The organism is Streptomyces sp. NPDC054841, from assembly GCF_053611045.1.
Genome location: NZ_JBSGZO010000238.1, coordinates 1 through 13,009, shown reverse-complemented (window position 1 = coordinate 13,009; position 13,009 = coordinate 1). Strand labels below are relative to the sequence as shown.

The following is a 13,009-nucleotide window of genomic DNA, read 5'->3' as shown; positions in this document are numbered from 1 at the left end:
ATACGCCCAGTATGAGGACGACCCTCCGCCTTGCGATGCACCGCATCTGACGCCGCGCGCTGATCCACCGGGGATTACGGGACAGCCCTTAGTAGGCAGTGTCTCGTAAATGATCAGGTACGTGCCTCCAGGGCCTGATAGAACCAGGTCGCGTGTGGCGCCGGACCACTCGTTTCGGGAGGCACCGTGTCGGGACCAGCAGTTGGGCTGTGGCTCTTCGAACCTTGCGGCATCGAGGACGTCCTGACCGGAGTGGTCCCGTGGTTGGAGACTTTCTGCGAGCCGGTCGAGACCGAGACCAGCGGCGATCTGGCCTTCTGGGTGCGAGACGCTTCGCCCCTGGGGCTGCAGAACTTCGATTCGGTCAGCGCCGGCGGCTTCTTCCTGTCGGAGGACGAGTGCATACCGGCGGAGGACGAGGACTACTCGGCCTTCTCGACGCCACCGGTGCAGGGGCTGGTCCTCGGCGCCGGCTGCTCGGGGCCGGAGAACCATCTGCTGCTCGGCCACCTGGCCCTCGCTGTGGCCCGCCGTCTCTGCGCGCTGGTCGACTTCGACGGACTCCTGGGCTACCCCACCCCGCGCGACGAGACGCGCGACGAGGCGGACCTCGCCAAGGCGAGGGCACTGGTGGCATCCCTGCCGGGGACGGTCACAGAGGTCTCCTACGACACGGGCGGCGGTAGCCGCTGGTTTCGGCACGTCGGTGATGTGGAGTTCCTGACCGCCTGGCTACAGCACCCGGCCTTCCGCCTGGTCAAGTAGGGGCTCGGCCACTCGTCAGATGGCTCAGCTCGATCAGCCCCCGCTACGAACTCCGGTACCCGGAGATCGCCGCCTTGGAGGAGCTCGGGGCCCGAGTGCTCTTCTCCTGGCTGCCCCTGGCCGCGATCGGCCAGGGTGAGCAGTGACCGGCGCGCGGTGGGCCGGGATTGCTGAGCCGGTGGTCGTCGCCCCTCGGCATGCAAAGCCCACACCACTCGGCCTCGGTGACCGGCTGCGACTGCTACTCGTGTTACCAGTGGCGTCGCTCACGGCCGGCGTGGTGGCGGCGGAGGCGCGCGCAGTGATCCGCCCCGACGTTGAGATGTCGGACGGTGCCGCAAGTTCCCAGGCCGGTCCGACGTCGACCACCCCCCGGCCACACTCCGCCGCCCGCGCCTGCAAGTGTGGGACGCGGACCGTGGCGGCGTTGCGTGGCGCGGGGTAATCAGGAGGACTTCGGCGCCGGTGGCTGGTAAATAGGGGGCGACGGCCTCGGCGTGGTAGTCGGCAAGGGCGTTGGCCAGCCGCTCGACCGCACCGTCACGTGCACCCGGGTCGGGCAGCCAGGCAGGCCGGAGGCGGATCAGCCGAGAACTAGGGGACAGCTCGGTACGCAGACGCGCTCGGCGCACACTCAGCAGGCGCTCCCGCCCCTCCTCGATCGAGGCGACCGGCCTCAGCAGCGTGAAGAGATCAACCATCCACCACCGTGGGCCGGCCACGAAGGCCGCCAACTCCCGTGCATCCGGCGGTACTCGGGGACGCGTCCGTTTGCGCCACCCGTCGACAGCACCTTCTCGTCCCGCCGCTGCAACATCTGCAAGCTCAGCTGTGTCTCGGCCATCGGCCCCAGCAGAGCCACTCGGGTACGGGCGAGATCCTCCAACGTGCAATGGACACGCAGCACCATGACCCCCGCCCGAAACGTCAAGCACTGTCCTGACCAGGGACATTCAGCTATGCCTTCAGGTCGTTGTCGAGCCGGTTCCCGGACAGAGATCCTCTTCCTCACAGATCGCGCCCTCCCGAACCGTCGGAGCTTCGACCAAACGATCGGAGTTGATGTGGATCTTGAGAATCGGCCAGGGACGCTAGTAGTCCAGGGTATTGGAATCCCGGCCGATTGGGCTTCTGTCTTCGTGGAAAGCCGGTGAAAATTCACCCTCCGCGGCGAGCCGCAGGAAGAGCTCGTGACGGCCATTGTTGATGTCAGCTTGAGTGCCACCTTGAACCCTCGCTCAGACACTTGGAAAGAAGGCCCAGCGGTCGATTCGACTGGGCCCAAGGGGCAAGTCAAGACCCTTGTTGTGGCAGCGCGGCCCCGCCGTGCCATGTATCTCTGAGACACCTCGAAGCGGCGACCGGGTGCGCATGCTGTCGTGAATCTTTCGGCGTTCGGCTGCGTTCTCCAGGCGGAAGGCGCTGCCGCTGGACACGCGGGCTGCGGAGCCATGACGGGACATTCGAAGTCCAGCCACGCTATTGCCATCCTTACGTTCGACACAAGTGACCACAAGAAAGGTTGGCGTTAATGGGTGAGGTCGCGGAAAACTGGTCGAGCAAGGACGCTTCCGGGGTACTCGCGCCGGACGAGCCCTATACGAACCTGGATCCCCCCGCTGCGGAGACGCGGTTATGGAATGCGGAAGGCGATGGGGAAACTCCCGTGCCGGACGACACCTCGTGGCGCGCGCCTCAGGCGATACCGGCCCTCGCGGGCGTACGGGCCGGCGTCGACGCCGTGTTGAAGGAATTCCTGCGTGAGAAGGAGGCCGCTGCGGAGCGGGAGCACTTGCCTGCCCCATTCGTTGAGGTCGTAGCCGACTTCCTGGCCGCAGGCGGAAAGCGACTGCGGCCGCTTCTGTGCATCACCGGTTGGCAAGCCGCTGCCGGCGAGCAGACTCCGCCACCGGCCGTCATCCGTGTGGCGGCCGCGCTGGAGATGTTCCACGCCTTCGCTCTCATCCACGACGACGTGATGGATCAGAGCTCGATCCGTCGTGGAGTGCCGACCGTGCACCGAGCCCTGGCCGGCCGGCGCATGGCGTCGGGTGACAGTCCCAAGGCAGCCGAGCGGTTCGGGGTCGGTGGCGCCATCCTGGTCGGCGACCTCGCGCTGACCTGGTCCGACGAACTCATCCACACCGCGGGTCTCGCACCCACCGAGCTCGCCGGTCTCCTGCCCCTGCTCGACGTGATGCGCGCGGAGATCATGTACGGGCAGTACCTTGACCTCGCCGCCACCGGATTTCCCACCGATGATGTCGAGCGGGCCCTGACCATCGCGCGTTACAAGACCTCTAAGTACAGCATCGAGCGGCCCCTGCACATCGGCGCCGTCCTCGCCGGGGCCGACCACGACCTCCTCGATGAACTGACCGCCTACGCGCTGCCGCTCGGCGAGGCATTCCAGCTCCGTGACGATCTGCTCGGCGCTTTCGGAGACTCCGCCGAGACCGGGAAATCGCGCATGGACGACCTGCGCGACGGCAAACACACCGCGCTCGTCGCGCTCGCTTTGCGTACTGCTTCGGGGCGCTCCGCTGACCTGCTGCGCGATCTGCTCGGCCGGGCGGACCTCACCGACGCTCAGGCCGAGCAGGTCCGGGCCGTCCTGATCGAGACCGGCGCCCGGGCCGGTATCGAGGACATGATCGCCCGGCACCGGGACAGCGTCGAAAAGCTGCTGGCCGACCCTGGTCCGATCCACCCGAGCGCCCTGCCGGTCCTGCACCACTTGGCGGACTCGGCCACCCGACGAAGCGCGTGACGCAGGCCGGGATTCGTTACCACCTTCACCGACGCAAGTAGGAGCGTATGACAGTCATCGACACCGTACCGACCGCCCCGAAGGCGCTTCCTCTGCTCGGCCACAGCCTGCCTTTGCTTCGGGATCCGCAGAAGTTCCTGGGTTCTCTATCCCCTATCGGCGATCTCGTACGCATTCATGTGGGCCCCATAGGAATGGTCGTGGTCTGCGACGCGGATCTCACTCAGCAGGTTCTCCGCGACGACCGCACATTCGACAAGGGCGGGGTGCTCTTCGACCGCGTCCGCGAAGTCCTGGGCAACGGTCCGGGATCCTGCCCGTACCAGGGGCACCGGCGGCTGCGGCGGCTGCTTCAGCCTGCGTTCCATAGCGCCCGGCTGCCTGCTTATGCCGAGGTGATGAGCAGTCACGTCGAGGAAGTGGTGAGCTCCTGGCGCGACGGGCAGGTCGTGGACGTGCCCGGCGAGATCATGAAGGCCACCAACAGGATCCTCATGACCGCCGCCTTCTCGGACACCTTGGCTGACGAGACGCTTGAGCAGATGATCAGCGATGTCGCGGTCGTTTTCGAAGGCTTCTACCGGCAGATGTTCATGCCGGCGTGGTTGACCCGGCTCCCGGTGCCGGGGAACCGCTCGTTCCTCAAGGCGAAGGAACGCCTCATCGCGACCACCCATGAGATCATCACGCGCCGCCGCGAAAGTGGCGTCGACCACGGCGATCTGCTGTCCGCCCTGATATCGGCCCGTGATGCGGAAAGCAGCAACCAACGCCTCAGCAACGACGAGATCTCGGACGCTGTCATCTCGTTCCTGTTCGCCGGAGGTGAATCGTCAGCGACGGTTGTCGCATGGGCCCTTCACGCTCTTGGCCAAAGCCCGGAGGTGCAACGGCGGTTGCATGAGGAGGTCGACCAGGTCCTCGCCGGTCGGACGGCCACCTACGACGACGTGTCCCAGCTGGAATACACCGACCGCGTCATCAAGGAGACGTTGCGGCTGTACTCACCCGGCTGGTTCCTGACGAGGAAATCGACCGCCGACGCCACCTTGGGGGAGCACCGGATTCCCGCCGGCACCACCATTGCCTACAGCCCCTACATCGTTCACCGCAGCGCTGAGCACTTCACTCAGCCCGCTGTCTTCGACCCCGACAGGTGGGATGCATCCAACGGCAACGAGCTGCCGCCCCGTCATGCCATGGTCGCGTTCGGCAGCGGGGCACGCAAATGCATCGGTGACAAGTTCGCCATCATCGAGGCGGTCATCACCCTGGCAACCATTGCCGCCCGGTGGAAGCTGGAACCCGTGCCGAATGTCAAGGTCAGGCCCGCCCTCGGAAGCGTGATGACGCCGCGCCGGCTCCCCATGCGCCTTGCCGCCCGGGATATCACCAAGCCCCTCGCGTCCTCGTGACATCTGCGGAGAGCGACGACCACGCAGGACATCGTAAGGAGTTCGTCATCACCATGGGAAAAACCACGATACAGCCGCGTCTTGAGTCGCTGGCACAACTGCGGCACAGCCTGACGCAAGGGGAAGGCGCCACGGAAAGTCCTCATTACCAGGAAGTGAGAAACAGCGACTTATACCCCAGCATCTTCGCCCACGGCCGCTTCCCGCAGAGTGAAGAGCCGAGGATCATCGCTGCGGACTATGTGCTGTGTGCGGCGTTGTGCTGGCCGGCGTGCGGCCGTGAGGCGTTGTGGGATTTCTCGGCGATCAGTCTGGTCTTCGTCGAGCGCGACGATGTCATCGATGCGGATGGTGACCGCGATGTGCGCGGGATGCTCAAGGCTTGCATCGCGGACGCGGAGTCGGCCTTCACCACCACGAACGAAGAACGATTCGGTCCGCTGATGAAGGTCATCTGGGATCGGCTACGGGGCTACGTCCCGCCCGGGCAACTGGACCGCCTCACCAGGACGGTACTTGACTACTTCCACGGCTGCCTCGAAACCGCCGAACGGCGCACGGCCGCGGAAACCTACGGAGACGTTGACGCATACCTGGAGGCGCGACGCCGCACCATCGGGCAGGCCATCGACCACATCCTCATCGAGATCAGCCTCGGTATCGATCTTTCCGCCGGGTGCGGGAACCCGCTCCTTCAGTCCCTCCACGCGTGTGACATCGACCGGGTGATCCTCCTGCAGGATCTCCAGTCCTTACACAAGGAGATCCTGGCCGGTGAGGGAGAGGAAAACGCCGTGAGCGTCATCGCTCGCAGCCGGAACATCACCACGATGGAGGCCGCGCAGCTGACGATCGAACGCTTCGAGGCCACTATGGACCGACACGCCGAGTTGTCCGCCCAGCTGATCAAGGAAACCGGCAGCAGCATCTCCCGATACGTGAACGGGATGAACCGATTCGTCGCCGGACTCATTTCCTGGAACGCGAGGTCCCCGCGATACGGCGGACATAGCACCTGAGCTTGGACTCCCGTCTCTACCGGTCTGAGCGTCTACGTGTCTCAGCGCGGATCTCCTGATGAGCTCAGGACAGGGCGCTCACGGCGCGGAACCACTGTGTCCGCGCAAAGCTGTCATTCGCATATCCCCCTCAGCGGTTGAGTCGTCGTAGCGCCGGGCGACCGATGCTGCTGGCCTGTCAGCAGCCACACCCACCACGAAAGCCGTACCCGGTACCCAGGTGCGGGCCTGGCGTAGCTCGCAGACACGGGCCTCCACCTCGGGCGGCGTGCGGTGCGGCGTCGTATGGGGACGGCGCAGGTACACCAGAGGCACCGGCGGGCCGGCCGGTGCCACCCGGCGCGTCTCACGGGGGGCCGGGCGACGAGGGCGACGACTCCATCGGCGCAGTACCCCGCGCGTCCCGCGGCGGCTCCTGGAAGCGTGGCACGCATGAGGACCGGCATGTCAGCGCTCATGGCGAAGTGGAGCACCTGGGTGCCGGTCATCGCCGCGGTGGCCCTCCTGCTCGGCTGGGGACGCCACCTGCCGGGCTTCGCCGTGACCGTCGTCGGACTGCTCCTGGTGGGCGCGGTCCTGGCGGCGGTGCACCACGCCGAGGTCGTCGCGCACCGGGTCGGTGAGCCGTTCGGCTCGCTCGTGCTCGCCGTCGCCGTGACCGTCATCGAGGTCGGCCTCATCGTCACCCTGATGGCGAGCGGCGGCCCGAAGGCCTCCACCTACGCCAGGGACACCGTCTTCGCCGCCGTCATGATCACCTGCAACGGAATCGTCGGACTGTCCTTGCTCGTCGCCTCGCTACGCAACCGTGTCGCCGTCTTCCACGCCGAGGGCTCGGGCGGCGCACTCGCGACCGTCTGCACCCTCGCGACCATGACGCTGGTGCTTCCCACCTTCACCACCGGCCGGCCAGGGCCCGAGTTCACATCGGCCCAGCTGGCGTTCGCCGCCATCGCCTCGCTCTGCCTGTACGCGCTCTTCGTCGCCGTACAGACGGTCCGGCACCGCGACTACTTCCTGCCCGTCGTCCGGGACGGGCAGGAGAGCGGTCCCGACGAACACGCCGCGCCGCCCGCCGTCCGCCAGGCCTGGTGGAGCGTCGCGCTGCTGTTCGTGGCGCTCGTCGCCGTCGTCGGGGACGCCAAACTCGTCTCGCCCACCATCGAGGCCGGCGTCGAGTCGGCGGGGCTTCCGAAGTCCGTCGTCGGCGTCGTCATCGCCCTGATGGTCCTGATGCCCGAGACCCTCGCCGCCGTGCGCGCCGCGAGCCGGGACCGTATGCAGACCAGCCTCAACCTGGCCTACGGGTCCGCCATCGCCAGCATCGGACTGACGATCCCGGCGATCGCGCTCGCCTCGGTATGGCTGCCTGGGACACTGATCCTCGGTGAGGACGCCACCCACATGGTGCTCCTCGCGCTGACTTCCGTGGTCAGCATCCTCACCCTGGTGCCCGGACGGGCCACTCTGCTGCAGGGCGGCGTCCATCTGGTGCTGTTTGCCGCCTTCGTCTTCCTCTCGTTCAGCCCCTGATCCTTCAGATCCCGATCCTTCAGCCCCTGACGCGTACCACCTTCAGCTGTGGCGAGCGCAGGATGTCCCTCTCGCAGAAGCGCGCCGTCACCCAGCGTTCGTCCGCGTACAGCCGTGTCTGATCGCTGTAGTGCGCAGACAGGGGGTTCGACGACTGGGAGTACGTGAGCAATGTCCGGGCCACCGGACAGCGGCCGCCGTCCCAGCCGACCGCCTGGATGTGGCTGGAGCCGTGCGCCACCTCCGCGTACCCGCCGCCGGCCGGGTTCCACACCGGCTCGATCTTGTTCCAGACACCGAGCGCCTCCGTGCCGCCGTGCACCGGGATGCGCTTGCCGTTGCGTACGACGAACTGGCTCGCGCCCAGGGGAGCGTCCAGTGCAGTCCCCGCCGCGCGCAGCTCGGCCACCGCGTCGGTCAGGGCCTTGGCGAAACCGGGCGAGGCCGTGTCGAGGGTGTGGGGCGTACGGACCGGGTCGGCCGCGGAGAAGGGCACCTTCCACTGCTCGGCCGCCGGGACCCTCCCCGTGAACTTCCGCCAGAAACGGTCGAACAGCAGCGCGCCGCGGCTGTCGGAGTTCATTGTGCGGTCCCAGCCCGCCAGCGCCGCGCACGCCTCGGTGTCGCCCGACAGCACCGCGGGGCAGGCCCGCACCACGTCCGCCGCGGCCAGATCACCGGCGGGTGCACGGTTCGCGAACTGCTGGCGCTGGAGATCCGCGACCGTCAGCCCGCCCTTCGCCGCCATCGCCGCGACATCCTCGACCGCGCCGCGGGTGCGCAGCGAGCGGGGCGTGGCGATCGTGCCGAAGACCCGCTCGTAGCCGGTCAGCGGCCGATCGGCGTTGGCGAGCCACGCGCTGTCGTTCGAGTTCTCGGCGTACGGGGCGTCGCGCAGCACCGGCATCTTCGACGGTCCGAAGATCCCCGGCTGCACCGCGTCCGGGTCGCTGCCCGTCGCGCAGTCCGACCGCGCGCCGTCGAGTACGGCCACGCCCGAAGCCGGATAGGTCACCTTGCCGAGCGGGGTGGAGCAGCGTGCGACGAGCTCGTCGGTGAGGCGGGGAAGCACCTGCGACTGGGTGAAGAGGGAGTGCCCGGAGGAGTCCGCTGCGATGGTGTTGATCCACGGAAGGCCCTGCGTGCGGCGCAGGGTCCGCCGGATGTCGTCGGTGGAGCGGGCCTTGCCGAAGCCCAGCGCGGTGTCGGAGCCGCGGAGGTTGGCCGCGTTCGGGTCGTTCAGGGCGTATGCGGTCGTCGCCGTCCAGGGCAGTGGCAGCGACGGGCCGAGAGAGGTGACGACCGGTCCGTACCGGGTCCACCACTGGGTGCGCGTGAGGGACGTACCGTCCTTGACCGGGACGGTGACGGTCCGCAGGGTCATGCGCTCAGGCTTTCCGTCCACGAGATACGCGGTCGGGTCGGCCGGATCCAGCGTCAGCTGATGCAGATTGAGCGTGACACCGGTCGCGACGGTGTGGCTCCAGGCCACCTTGTCGTTGAAGCCGATGTTGACCACGGCCGTGCCGAGCAGCGAGGCGCCCTGGACGTTCAGCTCGCCCGGGATGGTCTGCTGCGACTGCCAGAAGCGGCGGCCGCCCTGCCACGGGTAGTGCGGATTGCCCAGCAGCAGTCCGCGCCCGTTCGCCGTGGTGTCCCCGCTGAATGCGACCGCGTTGGAGCCCATGTCGGCGCTCTCCGCGGCGAAGAGCTCGTGCGCCGCACGCGCTGTCGCGGAGGGGTCCGGCGCCGCCCGGGAGGCCCCGGCACCGGGTGGCTGAGCGGCCGTGATGCCGTCGATGGCGCGCCCCTGCCCGCCCAGTACCGATACGGCGAAGCCGCGCCGTGCCACGTCGAGCGCGCTCACCGGACCCACCCATGCCGCTTCGGCGCAGGACGGATCGGTGATGTGGTTCTGCTTCAGCCAGGCGTTGTAGCCGGCCGCCCAACCGCGCATCAGCTCCTTGACCTGCCTGCTCGGACCGGCCGGCGCGGGCGTGGCGAGCAACTTCTCGACCGTGCCCGCGTCCCGTACACCCCGGAAGTAGAGATCGCTGGAGAGATTCCTCGTCGCGGACGACAGCGAACCGTCCGGCGCCCCGTCCGGGCCGAAGTACCGTGACCGCTCCCCGCGTACGGTCACGAAGCCGTCGGCGAGGGTGCACACCTGGTCGGCCGCCTGCGCCCAGCCGGTCCCGAAGCCCAGGTCCGCGTAGTCCTTCGCGAGGATGTGGGGTATGCCGTACTCGGTGTAGCGGATGACGGCGGACAGCCCGCCGCCCGAGGGGTGGTGCCGGGCGGGAGAGTCGGCGACGGCCGCGGGCGGCACCGAAGCGGTGGCGGTGACCAGGGCGAGACCGGCCAGAACAAGCTGTCTCATACGGGTGCGGAAGAGCAACGTGCCTCCCAAAGTGACGGTGATGAACGCCAGTTGGTACATGCACGCAGCACGGCTTACCCGGTGTCAACATCCCGTTCGGTATCCGATGCTTGACCCCTGGCCCGTAGCCGCCCAGGATCCAGCCATGGCAGCCTTGGAGCGTCTCCTCAGCAGCACCGTCGACGGCGTCCTGCGCCGCAGCGCCCAGCGCACCCCCGACCGCACCGCGGTCCGCTACGCCGACCGGATCTGGACGTACGCGGAACTCGACGCGGCCGTCACCACCGCGGCCGCCGTACTGAGCGATCACGGTCTGAGCCAGTACGACCGGGTCGCCACCTACGGACACAACTCCGACGCCTATCTGATCGCCTTCCTGGCCTGCTCGCGTGCCGGGTTCATCCACGTGCCCGTGAACCACAACCTGACCGGCGAGGACCTCGCGTACATCCTTCGCCAGTCCGGCAGTTCACTCGTCCTCGCCGACCCGGACCTCGCGGACCGCGTCCCCGAGGGTTTCGCCGTACGGGCCCTGCGCGACACCGGCGACTCGCTCCTCACCGCGCTCGCCGACCCGCAGCCGTACGACACCGACCGCGACGCCCGCGATCTCGTACAGCTGCTGTACACCTCCGGAACCACCGCCCTGCCCAAGGGCGCGATGATGACCCATCGGGCGCTGGTGCACGAGTACGCGAGTGCGATCGAGGCCCTTGGCCTCCAGCCGGACGACCGGCCCGTGCATTCGCTGCCGCTCTACCACTCCGCCCAGATGCATGTGTTCCTGCTGCCGTACCTCGCCGTCGGCGCGGAGAACACCATCCTCGACGGGCCGGACGCCGCACGGCTCTTCGATCTGGTGGAGGCGGGCCGCGCCGACAGCCTCTTCGCGCCGCCCACCGTCTGGATCGGGCTGTCCAACCACCCCGACTTCGCCACCCGCGATCTGAGTGCCCTGCGCAAGGCGTACTACGGGGCATCGATCATGCCGGTGCCCGTGCTGGAGCGGCTGCGGGAGCGGCTGCCGGGGCTCGCCTTCTACAACTGCTTCGGGCAGAGCGAGATCGGGCCACTGGCCACCGTGCTCGGGCCCAAGGAGCACGAGGGGCGGATGGACTCGTGCGGGCGGCCCGTCCGCCACGTCGAGGCGAAGGTCGTCGACGAGGACGGCAAGGACGTCCCGGACGGCACCGAGGGGGAGATCGTCTACCGCTCACCGCAGCTGTGCGAGGGGTACTGGGACAAGCCCGAGGAGACCGAGGCGGCCTTCCGGGGCGGCTGGTTCCGCTCCGGTGACCTCGCCGTCCGCGACGGCGAGGGCTACTACACGATCGTCGACCGGGTGAAGGACGTCATCAACTCCGGGGGAGTGCTCGTCGCTTCACGCCAGGTCGAGGACGTCCTCTACACACATCCGGCGGTCGCCGAGGCCGCCGTCATCGGCCTGCCGGACGCCCGCTGGATCGAGGCCATCACCGCCGTCGTCGTACCGCGCGGCGAGGTGACGGAAGAAGAGATCCTGGCCCACGCGCGCGAGAACCTCGCCGGCTTCAAGACCCCGAAGCGGGTGCTGTTCGTGGACGAACTGCCGCGCAACGCCAGCGGGAAGATCCTCAAGCGGGAGCTGCGCGACCGGTTCGCGTGAGCCGGGACTCCCTCGTCGACTCTCGTCGGCTCCCGCCGTTCTCGTCGGTTCCGCGGGGCTACGCCGGTTCCGCCGGTTCTGCCCGTTCCGCGGGGCTCCGCGTATCGGAGGAGCAGCCGTCGGCGCCAGATAGTAGCCATGGATATAGTGTCCATGTACTCTAATTCCCATGAGTACGGCATCCGAGGGCCCTACGCCCGGTTTCCTGGTCTGGCGCCTGTCCATGAAATGGCGCGTCGCGGTGGACCGCGCGGTCGCACCACTGGGCCTGACCCACGCGCAGTACTCCCTGCTGGCGTCCCTGTTCGGCATGCAGCGCTCGGGGCAGCGCCCCAGCCAGCGCCGCCTCGCCGACCACACCGGACTCGAGCCGCTCTACGTCTCGAAGCTCGCCCGCGCCCTGGAGTCCACCGGTCTGATCGAGCGCACCCCGGACCCCGACGACACGCGGGCCGTGCAGCTGTCCCTCACCCCCGCGGGGCGGGACGTCACAGGCCGCGCGATCGACGTCGTACAGCGGCTCCTCGACCAGCTCCTCGCGCCGCTCGGCGGCCTCGACGGCCTGCGTACCGAGGCGTTCGCCGCCGAGCTGACCGCCCTTCTCGACGTACCACTCGAAGCCTCTCCCAAGGAGTAGTCATGTCCACCACCCCGACCGTCAACGGACAGGTCATCGGCCAGGCCCACTACGCCACGCGTGCGGTCCTGGAGCGCGTCCTGGCCCGCACCGGTACCACGTTCGAGCAGTCGGTGGCGCTGAACGCCACCGCCACGGTCGGCGAAGGCGACGCGGGCGAGGGCGTCGAGCGCGCGCGGCTCATCGACCGGATGACCGGCACCCTCAAGATCGACGAGGCGGCCGTCCTGGCCGTGATCGCCGAACTGACTTCCGCCCAGCTGCTGGAGACCGCCGCCGGCGACGACGCCGTCCTGCGCCTCACGGACGCCGGAGCATCACTGAACCGCACCATCCGCGCCTCCGTCGGTGAGATCACCGCCCGGCTGTACGCAGACCTCCCGGCCGACGACCTGGCCGCGGCGGGCCGCGTACTGGCCGTCGTCACGGAGCGGGCGAACGCCGAGCTGACCGTCGGCTAGGGCGCGTATCGGGTCGTGATCAATTTGCGGGATTGCCTTCACTCCAAGGCCTGATCCGGTAGATCGCCTTGCGTGACGCAAGTGCAACTGACGGACGAAGAGTGGGAGTTCATCGGGCTTTACCTGTCGATCGGCGAGTATGGCCCGTACCCCGAGCGGCTGCGTCAGCAGTTCGAGGGCGTGGTCTGGCGTTTCAGGACGGGCGGGCAGTGGTGGGAGATACCACGGGAGTTCGGCGCCTGGTCGACCGTCTCCCATCGGTTCCGGCAATGGCGTGACGCCGGCGTGTTCTAAGGGCTGTCCCGTAATCCCCGGTGGATCAGCGCGCGGCGTCAGATGCGGTGCATCGCAAGGCGGAGGGTCGTCCTCATACTGGGCGTATTC

9 protein-coding genes and 1 pseudogene are annotated in these 13,009 nt (G+C 68.1%); 9 read left to right on the top strand and 1 reads right to left on the bottom strand.

Translation table 11 applies throughout. From position 1 onward, the window contains the following. Window positions 1-186 precede the first annotated feature (186 nt). The 5 genes from ACWGI8_RS26890 to ACWGI8_RS26870 all read left to right on the top strand — a co-directional run bounded on the left by ACWGI8_RS26890 (window position 187) and on the right by ACWGI8_RS26870 (window position 7,502). A complete protein-coding gene (locus ACWGI8_RS26890) occupies window positions 187-765 on the top strand; it encodes a DUF6368 family protein (RefSeq protein WP_453664681.1) in 579 nt (192 codons plus the stop codon). A 1,531-nt stretch (window positions 766-2,296) separates the two neighbouring features. After that, window positions 2,297-3,535, top strand: coding sequence for a polyprenyl synthetase family protein (locus ACWGI8_RS26885; protein ID WP_453664680.1), 1,239 nt, complete (start codon window positions 2,297-2,299; stop codon window positions 3,533-3,535). A gap of 47 nt (window positions 3,536-3,582) precedes the next feature. After that, a complete protein-coding gene (locus ACWGI8_RS26880) occupies window positions 3,583-4,950 on the top strand; it encodes a cytochrome P450 (RefSeq protein WP_453664679.1) in 1,368 nt (455 codons plus the stop codon). Between the two features lie 53 nt (window positions 4,951-5,003). Continuing rightward, window positions 5,004-5,969 carry a terpene synthase family protein gene (locus ACWGI8_RS26875; protein ID WP_453664677.1) on the top strand — a complete coding sequence of 322 codons (966 nt, stop codon included), beginning with the start codon at window positions 5,004-5,006 and terminating at the stop codon, window positions 5,967-5,969. A gap of 444 nt (window positions 5,970-6,413) precedes the next feature. Continuing rightward, window positions 6,414-7,502, top strand: a complete 1,089-nt coding sequence (locus tag ACWGI8_RS26870; RefSeq protein WP_453664676.1) for a calcium:proton antiporter — start codon at window positions 6,414-6,416, stop codon at window positions 7,500-7,502. Between the two features lie 19 nt (window positions 7,503-7,521). Here the strand turns inward: ACWGI8_RS26870 and ACWGI8_RS26865 are convergent, their stop codons facing one another. Next, complete coding sequence (locus ACWGI8_RS26865; RefSeq protein ID WP_453664674.1) at window positions 7,522-9,882, bottom strand: penicillin acylase family protein; 2,361 nt, start codon at window positions 9,880-9,882, stop codon at window positions 7,522-7,524. A 145-nt stretch (window positions 9,883-10,027) separates the two neighbouring features. On the opposite strand from ACWGI8_RS26865, the gene ACWGI8_RS26860 reads away from it, so the two are divergent. From ACWGI8_RS26860 to ACWGI8_RS26845, 4 genes and pseudogenes are all read left to right on the top strand, one after another. Then, complete coding sequence (locus tag ACWGI8_RS26860) at window positions 10,028-11,527, top strand: acyl-CoA synthetase (RefSeq protein WP_453664673.1); 1,500 nt, start codon at window positions 10,028-10,030, stop codon at window positions 11,525-11,527. A gap of 169 nt (window positions 11,528-11,696) precedes the next feature. Then, window positions 11,697-12,164 (top strand): MarR family winged helix-turn-helix transcriptional regulator, encoded by a 468-nt coding sequence (locus ACWGI8_RS26855; RefSeq protein WP_453664672.1) that lies wholly within the window; start codon window positions 11,697-11,699, stop codon window positions 12,162-12,164. Window positions 12,165-12,166: 2 nt separating this feature from the next. Next, window positions 12,167-12,625 (top strand): hypothetical protein, encoded by a 459-nt coding sequence (locus ACWGI8_RS26850; protein WP_453664670.1) that lies wholly within the window; start codon window positions 12,167-12,169, stop codon window positions 12,623-12,625. Between the two features lie 72 nt (window positions 12,626-12,697). Then, window positions 12,698-12,916: pseudogene (locus ACWGI8_RS26845) on the top strand (transposase); the annotation flags it as partial. Window positions 12,917-13,009 lie beyond the last annotated feature (93 nt).